This window comes from Streptosporangium sp. NPDC002524, from assembly GCF_040295985.1.
In the GTDB taxonomy this organism is placed as follows: Bacteria; Actinomycetota; Actinomycetes; order Streptosporangiales; family Streptosporangiaceae; genus Streptosporangium.
This window is the reverse complement of record NZ_JBEOWK010000004.1, coordinates 340295-366137: the sequence shown is the minus strand read 5'-3', so window position 1 is coordinate 366137 and position 25843 is coordinate 340295. Positions and strand designations below refer to the sequence as shown.

Sequence of the window (25843 nt, the reverse complement as noted above, 5' to 3'; positions counted from 1 at the left end):
GCGCGCGAAAACGAGGTGAGACCGCCGGGGCTCGCTCGGTAGTCTCAACCCAACGCGCAGGGGCTGAGCACGTGGTGAGCTCACCCGGTTGTAACCCGGACGCTTCGGCTGTGGCGGTTCGACCCCGTCCCACTGCACGCCTGCATAGCTCAGTCGGTGAGAGCGCCGCACTCATAATGCGGAGGTCCCAGGTTCGAATCCCGGTGCAGGTACGCCTCGATGTCGATCATCCAGGCTGTGGTCCGGGCACCCGGACGTGGCCCCCTCGCGGAGGAGTGGAGGCGACGCCCAACGGGGTTACGGGTCAGGGCGGGTGCCACAGGTATGGCACCCGGGGCGTGGCGTCCATGACAACGAGATCAAAACCCATGCACAGCCGTACGCGAGATTCCGCGTCTGGCGCACGTCTCGGATCTCGTTCTCGATCGGGTCGCGAAACGTGCGCGGGATGTCTTCGGCTCCGTTCTCCCGCGTGAGCCCGAGGATTCGGAAGTTCCGAGAAGCGATTGCTGGGCCGGAACGGCGGAGCCCCCGAACTGGGCCTGGTGGGCATGGCCGTTGTCGGGCGGCGGTACCGGACCGTGTCGGCGGTGCCCGAAGTTCTGGCCGGGCGGGACCCAACCTTTCGACATGTCACGAGCGTCAGTAACGGTTGAGAGGAGTCCCCTTGGACCGCAATGACAGCTTCCGCGGGTTCGTCGCCGGCCATCAGCAGGCGCTGATGCGCACCGCCTACCTGCTCACGGGAGACGCTCACCAGGCCGAGGACCTGCTGCAGAGCGTCCTGCTCAAGGTGCTCGGACGCTGGTCCAGGCTGTCGCGCGTCGAGCACCCCGAGGCGTACGCGCGCAAGGCGCTGCTGAACCAGTACATCTCGTGGCGGCGGCACCGGGTCAGGGCCGAGCTCCCGACCCCAGACCCGCCTGACCGGCCGTACTCGGGTGAGGACTCGACCATCGTGCGGCTCGTCATGCGCCAGGCTCTCATGCGGCTGCCACCCCGGCAGCGGGCGGTGATCGTACTGCGCTACTACGAGGACAGGACCGAACGTGAGACGGCCGAACTGCTGAGCTGCTCGATCGGGACGGTGAAGAGCCAGGCCCACCACGCGCTGGCCCGCTTACGCGAACTGGCGCCCGAGCTGGCGCCGAAGCTCGCCGACCTGGAAACCGAGGAGGCCTACCGATGACCTGGCTACGGGACGTGCTCGTCGACCTGGCCGACGACTCTCCACAGGTGGACCTGGCCGAACGCACGATCGCGACGCACGGCCGCAGGCGGCGTACCGTGATCTCGCTCCTCGCGGCGGCCATGGTCGTGCTCGTCGCTCTCGGTACGACGGCCGGCATCCGGCTGCTGCCGGACGAGCCACAGAAGACCGCTTCCAAAGGCGACCTGCCGGCAAGCAACCTGCCAGCAGGCGACCTCCCGGCGGGCGACCTGCCAGCAGGCGATCTTCCGCCGCGCGGAGTGGGGCCGGTGAGCCACGCGTACAAGACCTTCTGCGGGCCGGCCACTGGAAAGGCGCCGTCGGGCTGCCGGGACGGAGGATGGCGGGTGGTCACCCGGAGCGGCGAGACCTACCACGTGACGGAGGCGCTGCCCAGCCTCGCCCCCGGCCGCACCGGCCTGCGCGACAGCCCGCTCGCGATCAGCCGGGACGGCCGGAAGATCGCCTACTACGGCGCCGAGGAGGGCACCTTCCAGGTGCGCGATCTGGCCTCGGGTCAGAAGACGACGGCCGCGCGCAAGGTGCCGAAGTCCCTGCTGGGAAGCGTCTCGCGTTTGATGCTGTCGGACGACGGGCGGTTCGTGGCTTTCAGCAAGGTCCCGGAGTTCAAGCACCCCGCGCTGCTCATCGACATGCGCGACAGGGCCGTCCGCGAGTTGCCGAACCGTTGGGTCCCCGTCGGCCTGTCGAGGGACGGTGCCACCATCACGCTCGCGGACTACTCGCCCAGATCACGGCTGCAAACGATCTCGAACCTGTGGCCGAGCTCTTCGAAGGGCGATTCCACGTCGTTCATCCTGCCGGTGAGCTACTTCTTCAGCCCGCTCGCCCCCGACGGGAAGACCGTCGCGGTGATCGAGAATCTCAGTACCCGCGAGAAGCCGTGCCGCCGGGGCGGCGACCTCGCCCTGATGGACACGCTCACCGGCAAGAAGCGGAGGACGACCGTCATCAGCGGGCTGCCCGCCGACGTCTCCCACATCTCGCTGCGCACCTGGCTCGGCGCCGAGGAGGTCACGGCCCTGACCATGTCCCTGCGGTGCAGGCCGTTGTCCCAGGTGCCGGACGACGAGCCCGCGGTGATCGACCCGCCGTACCGGACGTTCACCGCCTACGCGGTGAACGTCGAAACCGGTAGGGCGAGGAAGCTCGCCACCTACAGGGCGCAGGGCTTCTTCGAGATCGTCCTGCCCGGCCCGCCGGGGGCGATGTGATCTCGGCACACCGCGGGAGGTGTTCCGTCCTCGCCGACCCCGAACGTCCGCGCCACCTCTTGGTCACCTGTCGCGCGTGTCCTGGGACGGAATCGTCACCCGTCTTCCGGGACGGGACGAGCCGCCGCCGGATGGTCCGGGTGAATGTCAGGGCGGCGGCACGGCCCTCCACCCGCCCGCCGTCCGGGCCTGCGGTACGGGTGCTTTCCCCTGTGTTTCCCCGGGAAAGCACCCGACTTCGGATGTCCGTCACGCCGGATCGAGCCCAGGCACCACGGTGTCGGCAGGAGGGTCTCAGCCGGTGTCCTCGACGGGCGTGCACGGTCGCACCGGGGTGTCCGCCTGGGCCAGCCACGTGCCGAGTCGCCAGGGCGCCTGCGCGTTCGCGTTGTCGCGGAACTCCATCACGAGCGTCTCGCCCGGTTCGATGTGCTCCGGGGAGATCCGGATCGTCCGTACGGAGGTCACCGTGGCGGCCTTGGGCGAACGCGACTCGTTCACGACCGCGCGCAGCTCGTCCGGTCCCGTGGCGGGTGGACCGTCGTAGGTCGCGTCCACGGCGGCGAACCGGGGGGCCGCGCACCGCGTGCCCGCGGCCAGGAACGTCACGTCCGCCCTGACCCCGGCCGCGCCCAGCCTGGCCTGCAGCCCGGCGGGGTCGCGCAGCTCGTTGACGGTTACCGTGATCGTGCCGTCCGGGCTCCTGGCCAGCGCGTAGGCGGGGGTGCCGTTTCCGACGACCAGCGCCGTGCCGGCGACGGCCGCCGCGACACCGGCCGCGACCAGCAGCCGGGGGGCGGTGACGAAGCGCCGCCGGGGGCGCATCCCGTCGAGGAGCCGTCGCCGCGCTCCGGCGAGCTCCCCCGGGTTGGCCGGCTGAACGGTGCTCCACATGGACTTCAGTTCGTGCATCGTCATTCTCCTCGTTCTTCCTGGTCCAGGGCTTGGCGGATCTGGAGACGGGCCCGGTTGAGCCGCGAGGCCACGGTGCCGGGCGGGATGGCGAGCGCGTCGGCGACCTCCTGGTAGCTCAGCTCGGCCCAGGCGACGAGCAGCAGCACGTCGCGATCGGCCCGTTTGAGCCCCAGCAGGGCCCGCGCCAGCGGCCGGTTGACCGCCAGGGTGTTGACTCCGTCCTCCACCTGCGGGCCGGGTATCTCCGCCGGATGCACGCCGCTGCGGATGTACGCGCGGTAGAGGTTCGTCTCGGTGCGCCGTCGCTTGCCGATCACGTTGGAGGCGATGCCGTACAGCCACGGGCGGGCGTCGGGGCGGCCCCGGTCGTAAACGCCCCGACGCTGGAAGGCGGCCAGAAAGGTGTCGGCCACGACGTCCTCCGCCTCGCCGGGTCCCAGTCGCCTGGTCACGTAGCGGTGCAGGAGCGGCGCGTGCCGGTCGAACAGAATGGCGAAGATCTCGGGCTCGTCCAGCGACCGCTCGATGAGGGTCGCGTCATCGACCTCGATGACTTCGCGGGGGATCGTCATGCATGCTGGCCTTTCCTGGCGTATGAGGTCACCTGTACTTACCGCGCCGGGCCGGAATCCTTCATCGGACGATCGCCGCACCAGGGGGACGCGTCCGACGCGGAACGATCCTCGGCAGGCGTCGTCCGCTGTGGAACGTCAGGGCGTCGGTGGTCGGTTCGCCCCGCTGATTCCTCGAATACCGGCAAGGGGGATGATGGCGGTCATGACGTTGTCGACGGCGTTCACGGAGTTGTTCGGTGTCCGGCACCCGATCGCCCTGGCACCGATGGGCGGGTCGGCCGGTGGTGCGCTGACGGCGGCCGTCTCTCGCGGCGGGGGGCTCGGGTTGCTGGGCTCGGGGGACGGGGACCGCGACTGGCTGGCCCGCGAGGTGCCGCTCGTCACGGAAGGTACGGACAGGCCGTGGGGAATCGGTTTCCTGACCTGGGCGATAGACGTCGGCGCGGTCGAGCGCGCGCTGGAGTACGACCCCGCGGCGGTGATGCTGTCCTTCGGTGACCCGAGCCCGTTCGCCGGCCGCGTCCACGAGTCGGGCGCGGCACTGATCATCCAGGTCACCGACCTGGACGAGGCCAGGCGTGCGGTGGACCTGGGCGCCGATGTCATCGTGGCGCAGGGCACGGAGAGCGGTGGGCACGGGGCACGGCACGGGCGGTCCACCCTGCCGTTCGTGCCCGTAGTGGTGGATCTGGCGGCACCGGTGCCGGTGCTGGCGGCCGGCGGGATCGCCGATGGCCGCGGGGTGGCCGCGGCCCTGGCCCTTGGCGCCGCCGGGGCGCTCATCGGCACCCGTTTCCAGGTCACGGCCGAGGCTCTCGCCGACCCCTCGATCATCAAAAGGATCATCGAGAGCGGCGGGGAGGACACCGAGCGCAGCAGCGTGCTGGACATCGTCCGGGGCTCCCGGTGGCCGTCGAGATACACCGCTCGCACTCTCGGCCATCCCACCCTTGACCAGTGGCGGGGCAGGGAAGCCGAACTCGCCGCCGACCCCCGGGCCAAGCAGGCTTACCTCGATGCCGTGACAGGGGGCGATGTGCCCCCGCTGCCGGTATGGGCCGGCGAGGCCGTCGACCTCATCGACGACCTGCCGTCCGCGGCCGATCTCGTCTCCGCGCTGGCCGCGCAGGCCGAGGACGCGCTGGCCCGGGCGGGAAGACGGTGAGACACCCGCTCGCGGCCGATGCGAACGGTTCGCCGGGTCGCCGGATCGCCCTGGCCCTCTCCGCGCCGCCCTGGCCGCAGTCCCGGGAAAGCCGCCCTGGCCGCAGTCCCGGGAACTGAGTGAGCTTCAAGACAGCGGTCACCGCCTCGGAAGGCGGCACGCGGACCGAGGGCCCGCGATCTCCCGGGCGCTTCGCACGAGGCACCGGCCACCGCCGCGCCCGCGTCGGTAGGGTGACCCGGACGCGAAAGGAGCGCCTTGTCGTACTCTCCCCGCTATCTGTACGTCACCCGGCACGGCGAGGCCTCACCGGCCGGGGGCTCGCTGACGGAGAACGGCCGCCGCCAGGCCGTGCTGCTCGGCAGGCGGCTCCGGAGCGTCCCCATCTCGGTGATCCACCACGGCCCGCTGCCCCGCGCCGCGCAGACCGCGAGCCTGATCGGCGAGCAGCTGGACGGTGTCCCCGTGCGCGTCTCGGAGCTGGCCGGAGACTACGTCCCGTACGTACCGGAAAGGGAGGAACTGCCACCGGAGTCCGCCGACTACCTGCTCCGTTTCCTCGACCTGTTCCCGGTGGAGGAGCGTGAGCGCGGCGCGGAGCTGGCCGCCGAGGCACTGGAACGGCTGACGGGGCCGGTGGAGGGCGAGGAGACCCGTCACGAGCTGGTCGTCACCCACAACTTCCTGGTCGGCTGGCTCGTCCGGGCCGCGCAGGACGCCCCGCGGTGGCGCTGGCTGGGGCTCAACCACTGCAACGCGGCCCTGACGGTGATCCGGTACGCGCCCGGCCGGCTCTCCGGCGTCCTCTGCTACAACGACATGGGCCACCTGCCCGCCGAACTGCGCTGGACCGGCTTCCCCGACGAACCGCGCCCGTGAGTCCCCCCGCCGGACCACCGGCCTGAACGGAACCGCGACGGGCCGCACCCGGTCCGGCCGGAGCGGCTTCTGAGTATTCGTACCGGGATCGACCGGGTATTCGTACGGAGGTCTCACCGGCGGCCCCGGGGGCAGAATCGGGGGCATGAGACCAGTTCGCGACGCGGCCCGTTTCGCCTCCCGGTACAAGCGGGGCACCCTCGCCCTCGTCCTCAGCGGCGGCTACATGCTGATCGTCATCGGTGCGCACGTCTTCGCCGAGGTCGGCATGCGCCAGAGCGACCAGGGCCTGTCGGCGGTCATGCTGATCCTGGCGACCCTGCCGCTCTCTTGGCTGGTGATGATGATCCCCCCGGAGACGATTCCCGTCAGCGCGCATCTGCTGCTGCTCACCGCCGCCGGGTTCGTCCAGGCGTCGATCCTGTGGTGGCTCCTGCGCGGGCCGAGGGTGGACGTCCCTCCGGCGCGGGAGCGGTGACCACCACCGCCACCGCGACGAAGATCCACGCGTGCGCGGGCACGGGAACGGTGACCGCCGCGGCCACCGCGACGAAGATCCACGCGTTCGCGCGCCCCGGCACGGGAGCGGTGACCGCCCGCCGGCCCGGATAGTTCCGGGTCGGCGCCGGCGGACGGCCACCACCGTGCCCGCGGGCGGGGGCACGCCCACGGACGACTGGGTCCGATCAGGTCAGAGGAGACGGGCTGCGGAGATGTCTCCGCGTGCGCGTGACGTCGCGCGTACGTCCTGGTCACCGGCTGTTCTCATCGGCCTGCCTATCGAGAACGGGCGGCGTGACGTCACCGGGATGCGAGAGAGCGCTCTCTCGGCACCGCCAGGCTTACGTCAAGCCTTAAACGAAGAGGTGTCGTATTTCTATACGGTTAACCACGTCTCGCGCTACGGCAGAACGACACCTTTGTTCGGCTCGTTGTGGATCGAGCGGAGTCGAGGCCCGCCCACCCTCCGGGGACGACGCCGCCCCCGGACGGCGACGAGCCGCGCCGCTCCGGATTTCACCAAGATCGGCCGGTCCGCGGACGGTGAAACGCCCGCTTGGGGGTAGAGTGCGCGGTCATGAAGGCCACCCCCGAGGCGAGCCGTTGGACCAGCGGGTTCGTCAGGGTATGGGTCGCGGCGCGGGACCGGTGCGGCTGGTTCGACCACCTTGTCCGGGCCGCCGTCCACTACGACCGAACCGACGCGGGCCGCCTGTCCGCGGGAATGACCTACTACGCGTTCTACGCCATCTTCGCGCTCGCCCTGCTGGCCTTCGTGATCATGGGTCACGTACTGGACACGCCCGCCGCGCTCGGTCAGGTGGAGAGCTATCTGAGCGACACGTTCCCCCGGCTGGACGTGCAGGCGCTGCGCGAGGCGCGGGACACGGCCGGGGTGATCGCCTCGTTCGGCCTTCCGCTGACCGGCCTGTTCTGGATCGACTCGATGCGCTCCTCCATGCGGGCGGTCTGGGGCCTGGAGCAGTATCCGGGCAACTTCTTCCTGCGCTGGCTGATCGACCTGGCCGTGCTGGTCACGCTCGGGCTGCTGCTGTCGATCTCGCTGGCCCTGTCCTTCGGCGCCCAGAGCGCGCTCACCTGGCTGGCCGGGCAGACGATCGGGGTCGACGCGCTGCCGGCGCAGTGGACGCTGTCCACGGTCGCCTTCGTGCTCGGCATCTGCGTGAACATCCTGCTGTCGACGGCGTTGCTGACGCTGGCCCCCCGGCTGCGCCTGTCGCCGCGCCGGGTCATCGGACCGGCCCTGGTCATCACCATCGGGCTGGAACTGCTGAAGACGATCGGGCAGGTCTACCTCAACTTCAGCTCGGCGAGCCCGGCGTACCAGGTCGTCGCGGGCGCGGTGGGCATGCTGCTGTTCCTGAAGCTGGTGAACGTGCTCATCCTGTTCGCCGCCTCGCACGCCGCGACCAGCCGCTACGGCACGGTCATCGACCTGACCACGCGGCGGTCCGTCGGCGAGCCGCGCACGGAGGTCGTCACCGCACCGGCGATCCCCGAGATCAGGTCGGAGCCGCCGGCGCGGGAGGAAGCGGAGCCGGAACCGGAGCCGGAGGCAGCCCCCGAGACGGACGCGGCCCCGGAGGCAGAAGCGGAGGCGGAGGCGGGATCCCAGGCGCGGACACCGCCGCGAGCCGGGCCGCGCAGGTACGACTTCAGGTCGCGGCGGGTGCGCTGACCTCACCGCCGGGCGGCCGCGATCTTCCGGAAGGCCCGCGAGCCGCCACGGCCACGAACTTCCGAAGGAACCGCGAGCCGACAAGGCCGCGACCTTCCGAAGGGACCGCGAGCCGACGCGGCCATAACCTTCCAGAGGGACCGCGAGCCGATACGGCCATGACCTTCCGGAGGGATCGCGACCCCCCATGGCCTCGACCTTCCGGAGGGACCGCGAGCCGACACGGCCGCCTCCCACCCCCCGTCCCCGCCCACGAAGGCCCGGATCTCCCCGCCGTGTCAGGGGAGCGGAGCCGGCACCGCCCTCAGCCGCGAGCCGACGCGCGCGGCCGCGGTGCCGAGACCGGCGGGGCCGCCGACCGGGCGGACCGTCGCGGGCGGGTGGTGCAGCTCGGACTCGTCGTAGCGGCGCGTCTTCATGTGCCACAGCAGCACGCCCGCCATCCAGTCCTGCAGCTCTGTCACGTATCCGCCGAGCGTCTTCCTCGCCTCCCCGTCGAGGTCGAAGTCGTCGAGGAGAGCCGGGAGCTCGGTGGCGACGATGTGCTCGAACTGCCGCATCCGGGACGTCATCAGGTCGTTGACGATGTCGGCCGCCCGCCGCGCGTCGCAGCCGAGGAAGTCCTGGACCACCAGGACGCAGTTGTGCAGCTCGCCCTCGAACTGGATCTCCTTCTGGTACGAGCAGAGGTCGTTGACCAGGCAGGCGTAGTCGGCGGCCGAGTCGTCCAGGCCGCGCATCGTCCGGGTGTCGTAGATCTCGGGCGGCACCGCCTGGCCGTGGGCGAGCCGCGACAGGCTCATCGTGAGGTCGGAGCCGAAGGTCCTGCGGCGCATCTCGATGTAGTCGACCGGGTCGGGGACCCGGTTCTGGATGTGGTTGGCCAGCTCCCACAGCCAGCTCTCCGTCATGTCCTCGATCGCCTGGCGGAATCGGGCGCGCGCAGCCTTCGACATCGGGGCCGCCGTACGGGACCACAGGTCGGCCAGGCCCCGCTCGATCGGGTTGACCGGCGGCGGGGTGGCGGAGAGGTCGAGCGGCATGAACGCCGACAGCCGCTCGTTGAACACCTTCGCCCCGGCCATGTCGCGGCGGGGCCCGAACACGACCGGGAAGTAGTCGTCGGCGTAGGTCCCCCAGGTGAGCCAGAACGTCGAGATGTCCAGCTCGGGGCCGGGGGCGTCCGGGTTGATGGCCCCGGCGCAGATGGCGAAGTCGTAGGTGTCGAGCTTGTGCTCGGTCCAGATGGCGAGGCCGGGGAAACCGGGCAGCTGCTCGAACATCCCCATCTCGCGCGCCCACTTCACCGCGTTGCGGCGGGAGGCGTCGAGGTGGGGATTCATCCGGGCGGTGTACGGCATGTAGATCTCGGGCAGCGGCAGCGGCCCCACCTGCCGCAGGGGGGCGTGGGCGTGGCTTCTGGGACCTCCCGGGCCCGTGACGCCGGGCGCCAGCCTGACGCGCGCCGCCGAGACGCCCAGGCCGGTGGGCCCGCCGAGCAGGGCCGGGGCCGCCGGGTCCGCCCGCGTGGCCCCGTTCATGTAGCGGCTGGAGCGCATGTGCCACTCGTGGCCGCCCGACTGCCAGTCCTGGAGCCCCTTGACGTACGCGAGGACGTCGAGGCGGGACCGCAGGTCCAGGCCGTGCTCCTCGAAGAGCGGGGGCAGCTCGGTGACGACGGTGTTCTCGAACTGGTGCAGCCGGGAGGTGATCAGGTCGTTGACCGCGTCGGCGGCCCGCTGGGTGTCGTAGCCCAGGAAGCGCTCGAAGACCAGCACGCCGTTGCTGAGCTCGCCCTCGTCGCCGACCTCCCGCTCGTACGAGAAGAGGTCGTTGCGCAGGTGCACCGCGTCGGAGAAGGTGTCCCTCAGCACGCGCAGCGGCCTGCTCGCGGCGACGGCGGCCGGGACCTCGGCGCCCGCCGCGTGCTCGACCAGGTTGGCCGACCAGGGGGCGCCCCCGACCTTGCGCCGCATCTCGACGTACTCGATCGGGTTGGCGACGCGTCCCTCGTTGATGTTGGCCAGCTCCCACAGGGACTCGTCGAGGAGGTTCTTCGTGCTCTCGACGAACCTGGCCCGCCAGTCGGCGGACATCGCCGGGATCGTGCGGGCCCACAGGTCGGCGAGGCCGCGCTCCACCGGGTTCTCCGGCTCGGGGGGCGGGCCCGTGGGACGTACCGGCATGAAGGCCGCCAGCCTGTCGAGGTATTCCTTGGCCCCGGTCAGGTCCCCGCTGCGCTTGAAGGTCTCCAGGAAGTGGTCGTCGAAGAAGAACACCCACACGTACCAGTCGGTGACGAGGTCGAGCTCGGCGGCGGGGGCGTCGGGGTGGGTGTAGGCGCACAGCAGGCCGTAGTCCATGGCGTCGAGTTTGTGCTCGTCCCAGATGCCGAGGTCGGGGTCGAGGATGCCCATGTCGTACGCCCAGGCCCTGGTGTGCTCGCGCGCGGTCTCCACGTGGGGGTTCAGCCTGGCCGGATACGGCAGGTAGAAGTCAGGGAGCTCGAAGGGTTGCATGTTCTGTCCTTCCATATCTGACTTCGACGCTTCCGGGAACGCCCTGGGCATCGGACGCCGGGACCGCGACGGAGTAGCGGGGGGGGCGGATCGGCGAGACGGCCTGCCCTCCGGCAGTCACGCCAGCCAGAACGTTACGCAATGACCACGGAGAGTGAAAGGGATTGCCACGAATACCCGTGGCGCGCGCCGGTTACCGGCGCGCTCCGGCGAGCACTCTGTCAGGACGGCTGAGAGGCACCGGCCGGTGTTCCGGCCAGGGCGGGACGTCGTGCTCCGGCCGCGAGGTCACGGAGCATGTCGGCGAACGCGAGCGCCTGCTCCGGTGTCATGCGGGGCTCGGCGCCGACGTAGAAGACCACGATGTCGCCGCTCGGGGACGTCGTGGCGGCGAACGGAAGGGGCGGGGAGATGACCATGATGGGAGCAATCATGGCCTGTCCCACCGACAGTTCACAGTTCATTTACCCCCGGCCCCCCGCCCCTGACGATCAGGACAGGCCGGACCGGCCCGGACCGGCCCGGCCTGGACCGGGCGAGCCGAGCTGGGCCGACGCCGACGGGGAATTCGTCGTCATCGCCCGCGACACGAGGGGCGCGCAACATCAACTAGAGCCTTCGCGGGAGTAGGATGCGCGGAAATGAAGTGTCGGCGACGGTCGCCCGACGCGGAGCGAAGTGTGAGCGGAGGTCGCCGATGAGCGCGGGGTCGTCGTTGCCGCACGGGGAGGGTCCGGACCGGGCGAGGCCGAACCAGGGGCCGAACCAGGGGCCGGACCGGTCCTGGGGCCGGGTGTCGGGCTGGGCGGGCGAGCGGTTCGGCGACCGCGCCGACGTCGTGCGGCGGCAGCTGGCCACGTCCCTGCTGGAGGCGATGGGCAACGCGCAGGACGCGCAGAGTTCCGGGCACAGCGACAAGCGATACACCTACGGCTTCACCATGATGGCCAGGCGCTACGAGGCGATCGCCGAGGGGCTGCGCGACGAGCCGGGCTTCCGGCTGGTCAGGCCGCACGGCTCGCCGCACCACCTGGTGGTCCTGGGCGGCAACCTGCTGCTGCCCTTCCGCTACGCCGAGGACGACCGCACGCCGATCTCCGAGGCCCGCGTCAGCGACGGCCGGATCTCCGCGCTGGTGCGCGAGCTGTTCGACCGGTTCGGCCCGGCGACCTCCTACCGCCAGGAGGAGCTGGACCTGGCGCTCGCGGAGGAGCCCGCCCGGTCCGCGCAGCCCCCTCAGTCGACCCAGGAGGAGCTGGACCTGTCCGCCGGGGCGGACGGGCCCGCCACGGTGCGCCCCGCCCTCACCGGGCTGCCCGGCGACACCCGGCTGGTCCCGGTCGCCTACGCGGGCAACGCGCAGGCCGGGCTGCTGCGGCTCTACTGGGGCGAGGCGGAGCTCATCGACGAGTTCGGCAGGATCCGGTGGCTGCACCACGAGCCGATCCCGCTGCCCGCCGCCTCCCCCGGTGCCGTCCGCGACCTGTGGGCGACCGAGCCCGGTGCCACGTCACGCTTCGACGACGGTCTCGTACCGGCCCTCGCGTTGAGCACGAGGTCTCCGGCCGAGCGGAAGAATGGCAAGATCTTCCCCGTAAGCAGCGAGGCACCCGAGGAAACCGTGGTCACCGGCGACAATGAGCAACCGTAACCAGACCCCTCTGTTCGGCGCTCCCGGCGTCTCCGGGAGTGGCGGGCCGAGCCCGCAGGCCGTGGCCGACGCGTTCGACCAGGGGCGGCTGACCCAGGCGCGGCAACTCGCGGGGATGACCAAGAAGGACCTGGCCGAACGGATCGGCGTCACTCCCGCCGCGGTGGGACAGTACGAGACGGGCATGACCCGTCCCCGGCCCGACCTCGTTCCCCGGCTGGCCGACGCGCTCGGCGTGCCGGCGGCGTTCTTCCTGCTGGGCCGCCCGCACGGCAAGCTGGACGGGTCCATGGCGCACTTCAGAAGCCTGCGCTCCACCCGCGCGCACCAGCGGGCCAAGGCCGCGGCCTTCGTCGAGCAGGTGTGGGAGCTGGCCCACGCCCTGGAGAGGCAGGTCAGGCTGCCGCACGTCGCCCTTCCCGGCTTCTCGGGCGGCGAGGTCCACTCCGGTGTGGAGCTGCCCGGCGACCCCGCCCAGGCCGCCCGCGCCCTGCGGCGGCTCTGGGGGCTGGGCACCGGCCCGCTGTCGCACATCGTCCGGCACATGGAGTCCCACGGGATCGTCGTGGTCTTCCCGCCGCCCGACGAGGACGCCACCACGGTGGACGCCTTCTCCACCTCCCAGCTGCCCCGCCCGATCGTGGTGCTGACCGCCAACCGGTTCGACGACATCCACCGCTACCGCTTCACCGCCGCCCACGAGCTGGGGCACCTGGTGCTGCACGGCGACACGGCGTCGGGAGACACCCAGCAGGAGCGGGAGGCCGACGTCTTCGCCGCCGAGTTCCTCACCCCGCGCGACAGCATCCTGCCGGAGCTGCCCGGCCGCCTCGACCTGCGCAGGCTGGTCGAGCTCAAGCACACCTGGGGCGTGTCGGTCGACTCCCTGCTGTACCGCTGCCGCGAGGTCGGGCTCATCTCCGATTCGGCGGCGAGCCGCGCCTACCAGCGGCTCAAGACGCTGCGCGACCAGCCGGGCTTCGCCGCCGAGCCGATCAGCGGCTATCCCGGCGAGCAGCCCGTGCTGCTGCGCAGGGCCTTCGACCTGGCCGTCTCCGAGACCGGCCTCACCATGACGCAGCTCGCCGCCCAGCTGGCCTGGCCCGTCTCCCGGGTCCGCGAGCTGCTCGACCTGCCCGACCAGCGCCCGGCGCTGCGCCTGGTGCCCTGACCTCCGCTCCGGTTACTCGCCCTCGACGCCCTCGACACGCTCCTTGATCCACTCCAGGCCGTCCTGCCAGGAGGCGAAGGCCTGGAGATAGCGTCCGTCGCGGGCATGGAAAATGTGATAGCGGAAGTCTCCATTGCTGCCCGTACGAATCAGGTCGTAGAGATCGCCCTTGGAGCGATACCACACGCACTCGCCGTCTGCGGGACGCGAGGGCGATGCGTAGGCGAACTCACGTGTGATGGACATGGGACGGATGCTACGGACCGGTGAATCAGCAGGCAATGCCGTATCTATTTCATTCAGGGATAAAGTTCGCCTTCCCCTAGAACCTGAAAACCTGGCGGGAACGCGTACGCGAGGCCACCGGCACCGGAGCGGCGAGAAACCCGGGAGGAACCAGGGAGGAACCGGGGGAACCGGGGAGGAATCCAGGGGGCTACCGCCGGTCGGCAGACGCGGCGAGCTGATCGATCAACATCGCCAGCCGTCGCTCGTGGTGGCCCGCGGGAAGACGGCCACTGCGGGTGAGGGTGACGAGACCGTGCACGGAACCCCAGGCGACCTCGGCCAGGACGCCGGTGTCGCGGCCGTCGGCGAAGGCGGCGATCGCCTCCCGGAACTCGGTGAAGGCGGCCTGGAGCGGGGCGGGCGTGTCGGGACGGCCGAAGGGCAGGTCGACGGCGAGGGTGAGCATGGCGTCGTACAGCGACGGGTTCAGGCGGGCGAAGCCCGCGTAGGCGTGGATCAGGGCGGCGAGCGCCTCGCGCGGGGTTCCGGCCGTCGCGCGGGCCTTGCCCAGCTCGGCGGTGAGCTCGGCGAAGCCTTCCAGGGCGACGGCCGCCACGATGGCGTCCTTGCCCGCGAAGTGGCTGTAGAGGACCGGCTGGCTGTACTCGATACGCTCGGCGAGGCGGCGCGTCGTGACCGCCTCCCACCCCTCGGCCTCGGCCAGCTCGCGAGCGACCGTCACGATCAGCCGATGGCGTCGCGTTCGCTCGCGTTCGCGGCGCTCCTGTGTGGACATCCCGCAGATGCTAGCACCGCTATCGAGAAGGTCTTTGCTAGTAATAACGCCGCTCGCACATCTAGCACCGCTATGGCAAGTGGTATTCCGGCGGACAGGTGTTCAGGCGGGCGGGTGTTCAGGCGGGCGGGTGTTCCGGCGGGCGGGTGTTCCGGCGTGCTGCGGCCCGCGCCAGGCGCGTCCGCCTGGCGCGGACCGACCGCGCTCGTCGCCCGGCGGACGGCGTGGAAGTCCGCCCCGCAGGCGCCTGTGCGGGCTTCACCCGGCGGCGCGGCGTGGGGGCTTACCCGAAGGGCGACGTGCGGGCTTGACCCGGCGGGTGGGCTCACCCGGCGGGCGGCGTGCAGGCTCACCCGGCGGGCAGGCTCACCCGGCGGGCGGTGTGCGGGCTCACCCGGCGGGCGGGCTCACCTGGCGGGTGGCGTGCGGGCTTACCCCGCGGGCGGGCTCCCGGCAGGCGGGCTACCCGGCGGGTGGCGTGGGGGTCGGGGACACCCGGTGGTCGGTCAGGTGCAGGTCCCCGCCGAGCGTCACGCGCAGCTCGTCCAGGACCTTCCTGGCGCCGAGCACGGTCCACAGCTCCCCGACCAGGTGGGGGTTGTACTCCGGAGCCTGGTCCATCCACTGGTCCTTGCCGGACTGGGTGACGAAGGTGCTGATGAAGAACTGGCCGACGGAGGTCTTGCAGGCTCCCGTCCGGATGTCGACCGCGTCGACCTGGATCTGGGGCTTGCAGTCGACCTTCTTGGCGAGCTGCTCGACGGTCGGAGGCGGGCCCGCGGGGACGGCGGCGGCTCCGGCCGCGGCGGCGGGGGAGCTCGTGGGCTGGTCCGCGCTGCAGGCGAGGGAGAAGGACAGGGCGAGAATCACCGTGGCGACCACCCGGGCGTTCCTGGCGACACCGGTCTGGCGCGAATGTGTCAACATCCTTCAGATACGCTCACCGGCTCCGGCGGGTTCACCGTTCTCCGGCCCGGTCTCGGCGGGGGCGATCCCCGTCCGCGCTCCCCGGGGAGGAACGCGGACGGAGGTGGGACGTCCCCTGCGGGCGTCCCTTGCGGACGTTCCCTGCAGGCCTCCCTTGCGGGCGTTCCCTGCAGGCGTCCCTTGCGAGCGTCCCTACGGGACGCGCCCGACGGCTCCCACGGTGACGGCTCCGGCTCCCGGCGGGATGACGACGTCGCCGGAGTCGGGCCGCCAGTCGTAGACGGGCACCAGGCCGGGTTCGAGCACCTCCAGCCCGTCGAACAGGCCGCGGATCTGGGTGAGAGTACGGGGGAAGATGCCCCCCGCGGTGGTCGTGCCGTAGACGCCGCGGCCCTCGCGGACCTGCTCCTCGGTGAGGTCGCCCGAGGTGACGTGGGAGATCACCACGTGGCTGCCGGAGACCAGCCGCTTCCCGAAGGAGGCCGCGATGCCGGAGACCTCCTCGTCGTCGGCGACGAAGTGCAGGATGGACACCATGAGGACGGCGACCGGCTGGTCGAAGTCGATGCGCTCGCGGACGTCCGGGTGGTCGAGGATCGCCTCCGGCTCCCGCAGGTCACCGGGGATCACGACGGTCTGCGCGTTGTCGGCGAGCAGCGCGCGGGCGTGGACGAGCACGATGGGGTCGTTGTCGACGTACACGATCCGGGAGTCCGGTGCCTCGCGCAGGACGACCTGGTGCACGTTCTCCTGCGTCGGCAGGCCCGTGCCGATGTCGATGAACTGGCGGATCCCCATGGCCGCGAGGTGCCGCACGGTGCGCCCGAGGAAGGCGCGGTTGGAGCGCGCCACGTCCTTGACGTTGGGGACGAGCTCGACGATCTTCTCGCCGGCGATCCGGTCCGAGGCGAAGTTGTCCTTGCCGCCCAGGTAGTAGTCGTACATACGGGCCACACTCGGGACCGCGGGGTCGATGCCCGGGGGAGCCTGCTCGTGCTCAGTCATGTCCTCGCCTTCACCACGTCTTTCCCGCATGGTAGACGAGCGATCGACACCTTTAGATCATGAACTGATATTTCGCCCGATAGCCAGATAAGACGGCTCTCGGTCATCAGACGTCGCAATTACCCTGAAACCACACCCGGCCCGGTCAGTCCTGGAGCTCCTCGCGGAGGTCGCGCAGGAACTGCTTGCTCTCGGAGACGGAGTACGCCTGGATGCACAGACGGTCCATGACCTGCATGTAGTGGTCGGTCTCCTCCAGCTTGTCCACGTAGAGGGCGCTCGTCAGCTGCTCCATGTAGACCACGTCGGGCAGGTCCCGCTCGGGGAAGCGCAGGATGGAGAACGGGCCGCCGGCCGCGGCGTGACCGCCCCGCTCGAACGGCATGATCTGCAGCCTGACGTTGGGCATCTCGACGGCGTCGAGCAGGTGGTCGATCTGGGCGCGCAGCACCCGGGGCCCGCCGATGGGCCGCCGCAGCACGGCCTCGTCCATCACGGCCCAGAGCGTCGGGGCGTCCGGCCTGTTCAGGCGCTCCTGGCGGGCCATACGGAGCGCGACGCGGCGGTCGACCTCGTCCGGGGCGGCGGCGCCGTGCACGAGCATGATGACGGCCCGCGCGTATTCGGGACTCTGCAGGAGGCCGGGGATGAACTGCACCTCGTAGGTCCGGACGATCGAGGCGGCCTCTTCGAGCCCGACGTAGACCTGGAACCAGTTGGGGAGCAGGTCCCCGTACTTGTGCCACCAGCCGGGGGCGCTGGCCTGGCGGGCCAGCGTGAGCAGCGGGGCCCTTTCCTCGGTGTCGGTCACCCCGTACATCGTCAGCAGGTCCGCGACGTCGCGTTCCTTGAAGCCGACCCGCCCGAGCTCCAGCCGGCTGATCTTGGCGTGGGAGGCGCGGATGGCGTAGCCCGCCTGCTCGCGGGTGATGTCCTTGGCGACGCGCAGCCTCCGCAGCTGGGCGCCCAGCAGGATCCGCAGGATGGTGGGGCCGCCACCACCCGCGTACGCGAGAACGCCGCCTTGCTCGCCGCCGTCTTCCGCGGTCTGTCTGGCCATGTGGGCTCCCTGTCGCACCTTCCTACGGTGCCACAGTTTCACACATACAACGCGTTTCGCACAGCTCCGTCACGCACGCCCTTGCTTCTGCACTTGCACCCGCATGTGCAGATCGAGACAAATCTCCCTTTCCCGCTGCTCTCTCGCTCGGCGGGCCGCGTCCGAAACCCCTCCGCGCCCCGATCCCGACGCGACGTCACAGTCCCGATGTCACAGTCCCGACGTCACCAGACCCGACGTCACCAGACCCGACGTCACCAGACCCGACGTCACAGTCCTGACGTCACAGTCCCGACGCGAGGTCGTACGTGTCGTCGCGCGGGTCGCCGTACGCGTCACCGTGCAAGGCCCCCCGGCCCGCGGTGGCGGCACGGCGCGACAGCATGCCGCGCACGATGTCGCACAGCTCGCTCGTCTCCCTCGGCGACAGCACCCGGCTGAGACGGCGTTCGACCACGCCCCCGCTCAACGGCCCCGGCGCCCTCGTCACGTTGAGATAGCCGGACAGGAACGCGATCCTGAACAGTTTCTCCTGCGAGGGCGACTCGGCGGAGGACCGGCCGGGCACCTTGACCGGCCTCGACGCCCCCTCCCCGTCGCGCGACACCTCCAGCCCGGGAAACAGCAGGTGGGCGGCGGCCCGCTGCAGGGCCAGCCCGTACGCGCGCATGGATCCGTCCGTGGATCCGTCCGGGGAGAAGGAGACGATCGAGCGCCCGACCGCCTCGGCGGAGTCCGCCGACAGGTCGGCGATCCCGGTCTCCTCGCCGAGGCAGGTGTAGACGCGCACCACCTGCTCCCCCACGTACCCCGGCTGGACGTGCTGGGAGAGCGTGACGGTCACCGTGGACCCGTCGGGATTGCGCAACTCGGCGATGTCGGCCGCGTGGGTGACGTACGTGGTGGCGTGGTCGCGCTCGCACCACGGAGGGCACGAGGTCCCGGAGCGGGGGCGAAGAGTCCCGACGGAGGCCGTGATGTCGTCCATCCCAATCCTTCCAGCGTGGAGAACCGCGTCGTCGAGGGCGTGCGGGCACGACGGCGGATCGCGCCCGGCCGCGAGACGGGACCGGGGTTCGGGTCCCGTCTCGCGCCACCGGTTTCGAGGTCGCTTTCACCAGCAGGTACGCAGGACCGGGGTGCCGGGTTCAGCCGGGTTCGGCGGGGTTCAGCGGGGTTCGGCGGGTGTCACCCGCCTCCTCTCCGTTCTTCTCCGTTCTTCTCCGTCCCTCTCCGCCTTCACCGTCGCTCCGCGTCCCCGCGACGGAAGTCCGTCACGGGGACGCGGGAACGCGGGAACGCGGGAACGCGGGAACGCGGGAACGCGGGGACAGGGTTGCCTGGATCAGAAGGTGACGAGCGGGTCTCCGACGAAGTCGGCGATGAAGTTGACGAAGAAGAACCCGAAGAACAGGAAGTTGAGCACCAGGATCACGTAGTGCCACCAGCGGGGACGCGCCGGGCGGGGCAACCTCGCGTTGAGGTACATGAGCATGAACGGATAGATCAGCGCGCCCAGGTTGGACATGTTGGCCGACCACTGCACCAGGCTTATCGGGAGTGCCAGGTGCAGCACGACGGCGATGACCACCAGCAGCCCGAACATGAACGGGTAGTAGAACCTGCGGGGATCGCCCTCGATGAGCACCCGCAGCCGGGGGCTGGTGGCGTGGGCGGCGTCGGTCACCACCCGGACCATCGCCTCGAAGATGCCGAGCTGGGTGGAGAAGAGGATGAGCACCCCCAGGATGAGCGCGCCGACGAACATGGCCTGGCCGTACTCGTCACCCAGGGCGCTCGCCACGAACGTCGGGACGTTCTCCTGGGTCGGCCGCTCGCCGGACAGCTCGACCGCCCTGGACATCAGGATGGTGGGCAGCAGCATCCCGAGGACGGCCCCGACGAAGAAGACGCCCCACATGTCGACCAGCAGCAGGCGGTACCAGCGGCGCCAGCGGCCCGCGTTGGCCTCGTCGTCGGGGAAGGTCACGCCGCTGGCCAGCAGCTCGCTCTTCGGCCCGCGCATCCCGGCGATGAACCCGGTCCGGTAGCCCATGCCGTAGCCCTTGTCGCGGTAGTGGCCCATGACGTACCAGTTCAGCCCGGAGGCGAGCGCGGTGAACCCGGCCAGCGCGCCGAGCTGGGTGGCGGTGATGCCCGCCGGTGGCGCCGCGGGGGTGACGAAACCGCGGATCGCGTCCCACCAGATCTCGAACGGCACCACGAACAGGTCGATGACCAGCAGCGCGACCAGGATCGCGCCGACCATGCCCCAGTTGGCGAGTTCCAGGGCCCGGCTGATCCTGCGGGCGGCGGCGGTGATGACGAAGACGAGCAGGAGCAGGGCGATCGCCCACAGCCGGGGTTCCTCGGCCCCGGCGGGCGCGACCTCCCCGTGGACGAGCGCGTAGACGCCCTGCCCGGCGGAGGCGGCCCAGCCTCCGGCGATGAACGCGAAGATCACGACGAAGACCGAGAGCGGCACCCAGAGCTGGAAGCCGGGCGGGACCCGCCCCCAGCCGACCACCGGCGCCTCACCGGTGGCCACGACGTAGCGCGAGCACTCGACGTTGTAGAAGGTCTGCAGGATGGCCGAGACCAGGATGACCCAGCCCACCCCGACGAACCCGTACTGGCCGACGGCCTGCGGCCCCAGCAGCCACTCACCGCTGCCGATGGAGATGCCGAGCGCGATGAGGCTCGGGCCTACGGCGAACTTGAACAGCTCCTTCTTCCCAAGCCGGGCGACTCCGAAGACCTCCTCGGGCTCGGGCAGGTCCGCGACGGCGAGATCCGGGCGGCTGACTCCGAGCGGATGGGACCGGGTGACTTCAGTCATGACGATCCTCCAGGGTTGCGGAACCCCCCTGTTACGACAGTGATCCTCTGATCGCACTTCGACAAGACCCCATTCGTGATGCTCCGCGGCCATCTCCCGGATCCGGGTCCCGGGACAAGAAACCGGAGCCGAGGAACTGGAGCCGAGCAGCCGGGGCCGAGGAGCCGGAAACAGAAAGCCCGAGACGGGGAGCCGGAGGCAGGGACCGGAAACGGGGGCCGGTGACAGGGGCCGGACACAGGGGCCGGAGAGGCTCGGCGGCCTTAACCTGCCTTTAGGGTTTCCGCAGCGTGCCGCTAACGGGTGGCCCGGCAAGGTGGTGGACATGCGAAACACGACGAAACTCACCATCGCCGCCGCCGGACTTCTCGCCGTCGTCTCCGGGGGTAGCGCAGTAGCCTTCGCCGGAACCGCGACGCCCACCCCGGCCCCAAGCGGTACGGCGACGAGTCCCGCACCGGTCGGCGAGACGCCCGGGACCCGGACCACTCCCGCGACCCCCGCGCCCGGCGAGGCCGAGGCCAAGGTCAAGCGGGACGCGGCCATCAAGATCGCTCAGGACAAGGTGCCCGGCGCCAAGCTCGTCAAGGCCGAGTTCGACGGCGACGACACCCCCACCAGCTGGGAGGTCGAATTCCTCCAGGGTGACGTCGAGCACGAGTTCGACATCGACGCCACCAGCGGCGCGATCCTGGAGCAGGACCAGGAGACCGAGACCGCCGCGGAGCGTGCCGCCGACGCCGCCGATGACGCCAATGACACCGATGACGTCAACGACACCGACGACGACGCCGACGACCAGGACGACGACTGACAGCAAGCAGGAAGACAGCTGAGGGGGAAGGAGCCCGTGACACCTCGTGTGTCACGGGCTCCGGTCTTCGGGCCCCGGCACGGTCTCGGACAATCCCCCGGCGGTCCCCCGGTAGTTCTCCGGGCGACCCTCGGACCATCCCCCGGCACGGCCTTCGAACCCGGCCGGACGCGACGCGGTGGCGGCCCGGTGGCGGCCCGGGGGGCTCGGTGGGGGCCCGGTGGCGGCCCGGCCATGGGAGCGGGTCACTGACGCAAGGTGTCAGTGACCCGCTCCTAGCATGCGGGCACCACTGAGCAGTACCGGGAAGGACCGACCACGGTGACGAACGACGCCCGTCACGGGCAGGCGGAGAACACCTGCTGCCCGATCCTCGAACTGAGGCGCTACACGCTGCACCCCGGCAGGAGGGACGACCTGATCACCCTGTTCGACAGGGAGTTCGTCGAGTCCCAGGAGGCCGTGGGCATGCGCGTCGTCGGCCAGTTCCGCGACCGGGACGACCCGGAGAGGTTCGTCTGGCTGCGCGGGTTCCGTGACATGGGGTCGCGGGCCGAGGCGCTGGCGGCCTTCTACGGGGGACCGGTGTGGAAGGCCCATCGCGACGAGGCCAACGGGACGATGATCGACTCGGACGACGTCCTGCTGCTCCGCCCGGCGGCCCCGGGAACGGGCTTCGACCTCTCGGGCGCCGTCCGCCCCACGGCGGGCGATGCGGCCACGGCCGCTCCCCCGGCCCACGATGAGGCGGCCTCGTCGTGGTTCACCGCGACCATCTGTCACCCGGGCATACCCGGTGACGAGTTCGCCCGGTTCTTCGACGACCGGGTGGCACCGCTGCTGGCGGAGACGGGTGCCGCGCCGCTGGCCCGCCTGCTGACCGAGCACGCCGAGAACACCTATCCGGCCCTGCCGGTACGGACCGGCGAAGACGTCTTCGTGTGGTTCTCCGCCTTCGCGAGCCGGGAACGGCACGACGAGCACGCCGCGCGGCTCGCGCGTTCGGAGAGGTGGGCACGGGAGGTCCTTCCCGAGCTGTCGGCGCGCCTGGTCTCCCCTCCCGAGCGGCTGAACCTGACGCCGACGGCGAGATCCCTGCTCCGCTGACCCCGGCCGTGGGCGAGGCCACTGCCCCGGCGGTCAGCGCCGCCGTACCCGGTAGGCGAGAGCCGTGAGAGCGGCGACACCCAGAAGCCCCGCCACCACGTACGAGGGCCGCCACCAGGATCCCTGCTCCACGATCGCGACGCTGGTCGTCTCCGCCGGTGAACCCCCGGCGGGCGCAGCCGCCGGAGTGGCGACGGGCGTGGGCGTGGCGGACCTGGAGGGAGGGGTGCCGGGGGTGACGTCGCCGAGGGGCACACTCGGCGGGCGGATCGCACCCCAGTAGTCCTGCCGCGGCGGCTGGTTGGCGATCATCTGCCTGAACTCCCTGGGAACCGGGGCGACCTTCAGCCGGCCGGGCACGGTCAGGGTGCCGATCGGGTAGGGCGAGAACCAGCCCTGGATCGCCTCCACCTCCCAGGTGCCCTTGGGCAGCGAGACCGCGGCGGCGTAGTGGGCGGGCTCCTTCAGCGCCACGCCGGAGAACTGGAGGCTCCTCTTGCCGTCGGTGAACTTCAGCGCGACCTCACCCAGGTCGGCGCCCTCGTACGGGTGGGTGCCGTGCTGGAGCAACCAGAAGCCGAGGGTGTACGTCGTGTCCGGGCTCGTCGCCGGGACCGGGTCCATCACGGTGAGCGCCCAGCCTCCCGCCCGCGCCGGGGCACCGAGGGCCAGCAGGGGAACGATGAACGCCAGGAGGAGAAGAATTCGTCTCATACGGGAGGTACACCGGCCGGGCCGGTCGGGTTCCCGCCACCGCGCGAGGCGCCTTCCCCGGTTACCGGGGGCGCGGGACCGGTGAGCGGCGAGCGGGTCCGGGGCGACACGGCCAAGATCGTGGAATCGAAGCCGAACGCAGGGGTATGGACAGCGAATGAGCCTTCAGGAAGAACTGCGGCAAGTCGAAGAGGATCTGGAGAGGCTGCGTGCCGAGGTCGCCGAGATGCGGAGGCAGGTCGGTGAGGTCGGCCCCACCGACCCCGCCGAGCGGTCGATGATGATCAACCAGGCCGACGAGCAGGAGATCCTTGTCGGCGAGCTCGAAGCCAGGCGCGAGGACCTCCTCAAACGCCTCGGCGGGGAGGGCGAGCCCGACCACGCGCGGCCACGCGGTACGAGATAGGCGACGACGCCCACCCTCCCGGGGATCCCCCCACCTGCGGTTCGTCACATTCGGTTATCCGTGATTTCCCGGGGTAACCATAAGAGCGAACCATCATCAGGGGGATGAAATGATCAATACGCTTCACAAGATGGGCATAAAGTCCAGCATGATGTACGTCGCCGGGCTCGCCTCGATCGGCGCGTCGGTCGCGGTGTGGTTCACGTCGAACTCGAAGGAGAGCGCGGGGGTCGACCGGGCCGACCGGTGGGGGATCTTCATCGGCGAGTGGGCGCCGACCTTCTTCGCGATGGGAATCGCGCTGCGCATGGAGGAGACCCGCGAGGAGATGCGGTCCTCCATCGAGCAGGACTCGTTCCGCGGCTCGTACTCCGACTCCGAGGGCAGGATTCCCTCGCGCGCGGGCGTGTAGCGCCGCCGGACGGTCGCAGGCAGGGCGCGTCCCCGGACGCGCCCTGCCTCCGCGTCCGATCGCCCTCCTCGTCCGATCGCCCTCCGCGTCCGGGTCCCCACCCCGCCGGTCCGGCTCCTGGCCCCTGCTCTCTGCCGCCGCCCCCCGCCCTCTGCCGCCCCCTGCCGTCGCCCCCGCCCTCTGCCGTCCCCCCGCCGCCGCTCCTGCCCTCTGTCACCGCCTGCCGTCGACCCCGCCCGGATCTCTCCCGGCTCCCGCGCCCGGCCTCACCACGGTCTCATGCCCGGCTCCCCTCACCCCGTTCCCGTCCCGCTCCCGTCACGGTTCCGGGTTCCGTTCCGTCCGGAGGCCGGTCATGACCAGGTGACCAGGGCCGGATGTCTCGGGTCGTCGACGCGGACGACCACGTCCGCGACCTCTCCCGGAGCCACCTCCTCCTCGTAGCGCGCGTAGGCGGGCAGCGTCCAGCGTTGCTCGTCCGGGGTGCGCCGGGCGAGCGCGCCCGGGGAGAGCCGCAGGTGCACGGTCAGCTCGAACGGCAGCCCCCGGCCCAGCAGCAGGGGCCCGGCCAGCAGCAGCACCCCGCCCGGGGGGACCGTGACGTAGGGCGCGCGGGTGGCCCTGTCGACGGCGCTGTCCCACAGCGTGGGCAGCACCTTCCCCGACCGGCCCGGATCGAGCGGCCTCAGGACCTCCCTGGCCAGCCCTCCGTAGTCGAACCAGTCGGCGTAGAAGGAGTCGGGGTCGGTCCGGCCGTACTCGAAGCGGAGCGAGGTCGGGCGCAGGAAGTCGGCGGTGGAGACGCGGAGCACCTCCCTGCCGCGGAGCCGGAGCGGTTCGGTGAGCGCGTCGGCGAGGCTCTCCGGCCGCGCCGCCGGAGCCCCGTCGAGCGCGACGCGCACCCAGGAGTCGCGGGGTGCCGTGGCCACCCGGTCAGCGAGTTCCTCCACCAGCGACGACGGGGAGATCGGCCGTATGTTCACCCCACCATCCTGGCCGATTCGCACCCGTCTCCGGCCGGGGCCGGTCAACCATCATGACCCGGTCAAAGTCGGACGTGATGCCGATCAAATATCGGTCTGTCCGGGTTGTCCCGCCGCTACGGGCGGTAACGATCCATATGGATCGACGGTTCGGCCGTGACTGGGCGTCGGCCTCCTGGTCGCGTCACACCCATGTCGGCGCGGTCCGGTAGTTGGCGTGAATCTCACGTCTTTCCGCAACCAAGATCACGGCACGTTACGCACGGAGACAGTGATGTCAGGAGGATTTCAGTGATCAAGCGCGGTAAGCCGACCAAGAACGGCCAGGTCAAACTGACTTTCAGCATAACGGAGAGCCCGACCGTCGGAGGAGTCTCGCTGGTCGGCGACTTCAACGGCTGGGACCCCTACGCCCATCCCATGCAACGCAGGGACGACGGCACCTACCAGGTGAGCCTGATGGTCCCCGCCCGGCAGCCCATCCGCTTCCGCTACCTCGCGGACGGCGGCGTGTGGTTCGACGACGCGGACGCGGACCACCACGACGAGCACGGCGGCCGGATCAATCCCGCCGACGTCCAGGAGGCGCCGGAAGGCCCCAACGCGGCGCGTAACGTCGGCAAGCCGATGCGGCAGACGCTCTCGGCCGGGCAGCCGGTCACGGCCTCGGTGGCCGCCTCCTAGTGTCTCGGTGACCGCTCGCAGGACGGCCCCCTTCACGGGGCAGACCGTTCCACCGTCTCCGCGATCAGTGTGACGGCCCGCCCCGTTCCCTCCCGGCAGGGACACGGAAGGGGCGGGCCGCCCCGCGAGAACTCGCGAGCGAACCCGCCGAACCCCCCTGGACCCGTCCGGTGCACCGGCGGCACCGATCCGGACTCCCTCCCCGAGCTCAACGGCGGCGCGCCGGTCCCCTGTCGAACCCGCCGGACCATCGGGCCGACAGCGACGGCGACGACCCATTCCTTTCCTCGAACCGCGGCGAACCGCCACAAACCGCGACGGACCGCGACGACGGACCGCGACGACCGG

At 70.9% G+C, this 25843-nt stretch carries 27 protein-coding genes and 2 tRNA genes; 16 read left to right on the top strand and 13 right to left on the bottom strand.

The features are described 5' to 3' along the window. Positions 1–56 precede the first annotated feature (56 nt). From ABT053_RS08740 to ABT053_RS08725, 4 genes are all read left to right on the top strand, one after another. A tRNA-Tyr gene (locus ABT053_RS08740) sits at positions 57–137 on the top strand. Between the two features lies 1 nt (position 138). Next, positions 139–212, top strand: a tRNA-Met gene (locus ABT053_RS08735). A gap of 455 nt (positions 213–667) precedes the next feature. Next, on the top strand, positions 668–1189 hold the full coding sequence (locus ABT053_RS08730) for a SigE family RNA polymerase sigma factor (RefSeq protein WP_350968296.1): 522 nt from the start codon (positions 668–670) through the stop codon (positions 1187–1189). Next, positions 1186–2445, top strand: coding sequence for a hypothetical protein (locus tag ABT053_RS08725; protein ID WP_350968295.1), 1260 nt, complete (start codon positions 1186–1188; stop codon positions 2443–2445). The genes ABT053_RS08730 and ABT053_RS08725 overlap by 4 nt, the downstream gene beginning before the upstream one ends. Before the next feature lie 294 nt (positions 2446–2739). On the opposite strand, the gene ABT053_RS08720 is transcribed toward ABT053_RS08725, so the two are convergent. Continuing rightward, on the bottom strand, positions 2740–3357 hold the full coding sequence (locus ABT053_RS08720; RefSeq protein WP_350968294.1) for a hypothetical protein: 618 nt from the start codon (positions 3355–3357) through the stop codon (positions 2740–2742). Between the two features lie 2 nt (positions 3358–3359). Then, the gene (locus tag ABT053_RS08715) at positions 3360–3932 is read right to left on the bottom strand and encodes an RNA polymerase sigma factor (RefSeq protein ID WP_350968293.1); all 573 of its coding nucleotides are present in this window, start codon (positions 3930–3932) and stop codon (positions 3360–3362) included. A 205-nt stretch (positions 3933–4137) separates the two neighbouring features. Here ABT053_RS08715 and ABT053_RS08710 point away from each other — a divergent pair, with 205 nt between their 5' ends. From ABT053_RS08710 to ABT053_RS08690, 5 genes are all read left to right on the top strand, one after another. Then, entirely contained in the window at positions 4138–5100 is a 963-nt protein-coding gene (locus tag ABT053_RS08710) for an NAD(P)H-dependent flavin oxidoreductase (protein ID WP_350968292.1), read from the top strand. Between the two features lie 258 nt (positions 5101–5358). Further along, positions 5359–5979, top strand: a complete 621-nt coding sequence (locus ABT053_RS08705) for a histidine phosphatase family protein (RefSeq protein WP_350968291.1) — start codon at positions 5359–5361, stop codon at positions 5977–5979. Between the two features lie 145 nt (positions 5980–6124). Next, entirely contained in the window at positions 6125–6457 is a 333-nt protein-coding gene (locus tag ABT053_RS08700; RefSeq protein WP_350968290.1) for an SCO4225 family membrane protein, read from the top strand. After that, the gene (locus ABT053_RS08695) at positions 6454–6591 is read left to right on the top strand and encodes a hypothetical protein (RefSeq protein WP_350968289.1); all 138 of its coding nucleotides are present in this window, start codon (positions 6454–6456) and stop codon (positions 6589–6591) included. The genes ABT053_RS08700 and ABT053_RS08695 overlap by 4 nt, the downstream gene beginning before the upstream one ends. A 466-nt stretch (positions 6592–7057) precedes the next feature. Beyond that, the gene (locus ABT053_RS08690; RefSeq protein WP_350968288.1) at positions 7058–8179 is read left to right on the top strand and encodes a YihY/virulence factor BrkB family protein; all 1122 of its coding nucleotides are present in this window, start codon (positions 7058–7060) and stop codon (positions 8177–8179) included. 278 nt (positions 8180–8457) lie between these two features. On the opposite strand, the gene ABT053_RS08685 is transcribed toward ABT053_RS08690, so the two are convergent. Beyond that, entirely contained in the window at positions 8458–10698 is a 2241-nt protein-coding gene (locus ABT053_RS08685) for a family 2 encapsulin nanocompartment cargo protein terpene cyclase (protein ID WP_350968287.1), read from the bottom strand. 221 nt (positions 10699–10919) lie between these two features. After that, a complete protein-coding gene (locus ABT053_RS08680) occupies positions 10920–11132 on the bottom strand; it encodes a hypothetical protein (protein ID WP_350968286.1) in 213 nt (70 codons plus the stop codon). Positions 11133–11395: 263 nt separating this feature from the next. On the opposite strand from ABT053_RS08680, the gene ABT053_RS08675 reads away from it, so the two are divergent. Both ABT053_RS08675 and ABT053_RS08670 read left to right on the top strand, forming a co-directional pair. Then, positions 11396–12349: a hypothetical protein gene (locus tag ABT053_RS08675; RefSeq protein ID WP_350968285.1), complete on the top strand. Its 954-nt coding sequence runs from the start codon at positions 11396–11398 to the stop codon at positions 12347–12349. Next, the gene (locus tag ABT053_RS08670) at positions 12336–13520 is read left to right on the top strand and encodes a helix-turn-helix domain-containing protein (protein WP_350968284.1); all 1185 of its coding nucleotides are present in this window, start codon (positions 12336–12338) and stop codon (positions 13518–13520) included. Before ABT053_RS08675 ends, ABT053_RS08670 begins: the two co-directional genes overlap by 14 nt. Positions 13521–13532: 12 nt before the next feature. Here the strand turns inward: ABT053_RS08670 and ABT053_RS08665 are convergent, their stop codons facing one another. The 7 genes from ABT053_RS08665 to ABT053_RS08635 all read right to left on the bottom strand — a co-directional run bounded on the left by ABT053_RS08665 (position 13533) and on the right by ABT053_RS08635 (position 20375). Continuing rightward, a complete protein-coding gene (locus ABT053_RS08665; RefSeq protein WP_350968283.1) occupies positions 13533–13766 on the bottom strand; it encodes a hypothetical protein in 234 nt (77 codons plus the stop codon). A 190-nt stretch (positions 13767–13956) separates the two neighbouring features. Beyond that, positions 13957–14544: a TetR/AcrR family transcriptional regulator gene (locus tag ABT053_RS08660; protein WP_350968282.1), complete on the bottom strand. Its 588-nt coding sequence runs from the start codon at positions 14542–14544 to the stop codon at positions 13957–13959. Between the two features lie 462 nt (positions 14545–15006). Continuing rightward, entirely contained in the window at positions 15007–15471 is a 465-nt protein-coding gene (locus ABT053_RS08655) for a hypothetical protein (protein WP_350968281.1), read from the bottom strand. Between the two features lie 192 nt (positions 15472–15663). Beyond that, the gene (locus tag ABT053_RS08650) at positions 15664–16476 is read right to left on the bottom strand and encodes an SAM-dependent methyltransferase (protein ID WP_350968280.1); all 813 of its coding nucleotides are present in this window, start codon (positions 16474–16476) and stop codon (positions 15664–15666) included. A 145-nt stretch (positions 16477–16621) separates the two neighbouring features. Further along, complete coding sequence (locus tag ABT053_RS08645) at positions 16622–17536, bottom strand: Sco1979 family transcriptional regulator (RefSeq protein ID WP_350968279.1); 915 nt, start codon at positions 17534–17536, stop codon at positions 16622–16624. Between the two features lie 283 nt (positions 17537–17819). Next, positions 17820–18524 (bottom strand): hypothetical protein, encoded by a 705-nt coding sequence (locus tag ABT053_RS08640; RefSeq protein ID WP_350968278.1) that lies wholly within the window; start codon positions 18522–18524, stop codon positions 17820–17822. 357 nt (positions 18525–18881) lie between these two features. After that, positions 18882–20375 (bottom strand): Nramp family divalent metal transporter, encoded by a 1494-nt coding sequence (locus tag ABT053_RS08635; RefSeq protein ID WP_350968277.1) that lies wholly within the window; start codon positions 20373–20375, stop codon positions 18882–18884. A gap of 325 nt (positions 20376–20700) precedes the next feature. Between ABT053_RS08635 and ABT053_RS08630 the strand changes: the two genes are divergently transcribed. Both ABT053_RS08630 and ABT053_RS08625 read left to right on the top strand, forming a co-directional pair. Further along, complete coding sequence (locus ABT053_RS08630; RefSeq protein WP_350968276.1) at positions 20701–21189, top strand: PepSY domain-containing protein; 489 nt, start codon at positions 20701–20703, stop codon at positions 21187–21189. Positions 21190–21510: 321 nt separating this feature from the next. Further along, on the top strand, positions 21511–22296 hold the full coding sequence (locus ABT053_RS08625) for an NIPSNAP family protein (RefSeq protein WP_350968275.1): 786 nt from the start codon (positions 21511–21513) through the stop codon (positions 22294–22296). Positions 22297–22329: 33 nt separating this feature from the next. Here ABT053_RS08625 and ABT053_RS08620 read toward each other — a convergent pair whose 3' ends face one another. Next, positions 22330–23010: a hypothetical protein gene (locus ABT053_RS08620; protein WP_350968274.1), complete on the bottom strand. Its 681-nt coding sequence runs from the start codon at positions 23008–23010 to the stop codon at positions 22330–22332. A gap of 157 nt (positions 23011–23167) precedes the next feature. On the opposite strand from ABT053_RS08620, the gene ABT053_RS08615 reads away from it, so the two are divergent. Beyond that, positions 23168–23416 (top strand): hypothetical protein, encoded by a 249-nt coding sequence (locus ABT053_RS08615; RefSeq protein WP_350968273.1) that lies wholly within the window; start codon positions 23168–23170, stop codon positions 23414–23416. A 130-nt stretch (positions 23417–23546) separates the two neighbouring features. Further along, a complete protein-coding gene (locus ABT053_RS08610) occupies positions 23547–23828 on the top strand; it encodes a hypothetical protein (RefSeq protein ID WP_350968272.1) in 282 nt (93 codons plus the stop codon). 353 nt (positions 23829–24181) lie between these two features. Here the strand turns inward: ABT053_RS08610 and ABT053_RS08605 are convergent, their stop codons facing one another. After that, positions 24182–24811 carry a nucleoside/nucleotide kinase family protein gene (locus ABT053_RS08605; RefSeq protein ID WP_350968271.1) on the bottom strand — a complete coding sequence of 210 codons (630 nt, stop codon included), beginning with the start codon at positions 24809–24811 and terminating at the stop codon, positions 24182–24184. A gap of 291 nt (positions 24812–25102) precedes the next feature. On the opposite strand from ABT053_RS08605, the gene ABT053_RS08600 reads away from it, so the two are divergent. Continuing rightward, positions 25103–25495, top strand: a complete 393-nt coding sequence (locus ABT053_RS08600; protein ID WP_350968270.1) for an isoamylase early set domain-containing protein — start codon at positions 25103–25105, stop codon at positions 25493–25495. Positions 25496–25843 lie beyond the last annotated feature (348 nt).

Excerpts from the sequence above, each read along its gene's own strand:
- ABT053_RS08665 (WP_350968283.1), bottom strand. The coding sequence starts at position 13,766 with ATGTCCATCACACGTGAGTTCGCCTACGCATCGCCCTCGCGTCCCGCA.
- ABT053_RS08655 (WP_350968281.1), bottom strand. The coding sequence starts at position 15,471 with ATGTTGACACATTCGCGCCAGACCGGTGTCGCCAGGAACGCCCGGGTG.
- ABT053_RS08710 (WP_350968292.1), top strand. The coding sequence starts at position 4,138 with ATGACGTTGTCGACGGCGTTCACGGAGTTGTTCGGTGTCCGGCACCCG.
- ABT053_RS08700 (WP_350968290.1), top strand. The coding sequence starts at position 6,125 with ATGAGACCAGTTCGCGACGCGGCCCGTTTCGCCTCCCGGTACAAGCGG.
- ABT053_RS08645 (WP_350968279.1), bottom strand. The coding sequence starts at position 17,536 with ATGGCCAGACAGACCGCGGAAGACGGCGGCGAGCAAGGCGGCGTTCTC.
- ABT053_RS08620 (WP_350968274.1), bottom strand. The coding sequence starts at position 23,010 with ATGAGACGAATTCTTCTCCTCCTGGCGTTCATCGTTCCCCTGCTGGCC.
- ABT053_RS08640 (WP_350968278.1), bottom strand. The coding sequence starts at position 18,524 with ATGGACGACATCACGGCCTCCGTCGGGACTCTTCGCCCCCGCTCCGGG.
- ABT053_RS08615 (WP_350968273.1), top strand. The coding sequence starts at position 23,168 with ATGAGCCTTCAGGAAGAACTGCGGCAAGTCGAAGAGGATCTGGAGAGG.
- ABT053_RS08650 (WP_350968280.1), bottom strand. The coding sequence starts at position 16,476 with ATGACTGAGCACGAGCAGGCTCCCCCGGGCATCGACCCCGCGGTCCCG.
- ABT053_RS08610 (WP_350968272.1), top strand. The coding sequence starts at position 23,547 with ATGGGCATAAAGTCCAGCATGATGTACGTCGCCGGGCTCGCCTCGATC.
- ABT053_RS08725 (WP_350968295.1), top strand. The coding sequence starts at position 1,186 with ATGACCTGGCTACGGGACGTGCTCGTCGACCTGGCCGACGACTCTCCA.
- ABT053_RS08675 (WP_350968285.1), top strand. The coding sequence starts at position 11,396 with ATGAGCGCGGGGTCGTCGTTGCCGCACGGGGAGGGTCCGGACCGGGCG.
- ABT053_RS08680 (WP_350968286.1), bottom strand. The coding sequence starts at position 11,132 with ATGATTGCTCCCATCATGGTCATCTCCCCGCCCCTTCCGTTCGCCGCC.
- ABT053_RS08635 (WP_350968277.1), bottom strand. The coding sequence starts at position 20,375 with ATGACTGAAGTCACCCGGTCCCATCCGCTCGGAGTCAGCCGCCCGGAT.
- ABT053_RS08715 (WP_350968293.1), bottom strand. The coding sequence starts at position 3,932 with ATGACGATCCCCCGCGAAGTCATCGAGGTCGATGACGCGACCCTCATC.
- ABT053_RS08685 (WP_350968287.1), bottom strand. The coding sequence starts at position 10,698 with ATGCAACCCTTCGAGCTCCCTGACTTCTACCTGCCGTATCCGGCCAGG.
- ABT053_RS08660 (WP_350968282.1), bottom strand. The coding sequence starts at position 14,544 with ATGTCCACACAGGAGCGCCGCGAACGCGAGCGAACGCGACGCCATCGG.
- ABT053_RS08690 (WP_350968288.1), top strand. The coding sequence starts at position 7,058 with ATGAAGGCCACCCCCGAGGCGAGCCGTTGGACCAGCGGGTTCGTCAGG.
- ABT053_RS08720 (WP_350968294.1), bottom strand. The coding sequence starts at position 3,357 with ATGCACGAACTGAAGTCCATGTGGAGCACCGTTCAGCCGGCCAACCCG.
- ABT053_RS08630 (WP_350968276.1), top strand. The coding sequence starts at position 20,701 with ATGCGAAACACGACGAAACTCACCATCGCCGCCGCCGGACTTCTCGCC.
- ABT053_RS08670 (WP_350968284.1), top strand. The coding sequence starts at position 12,336 with ATGAGCAACCGTAACCAGACCCCTCTGTTCGGCGCTCCCGGCGTCTCC.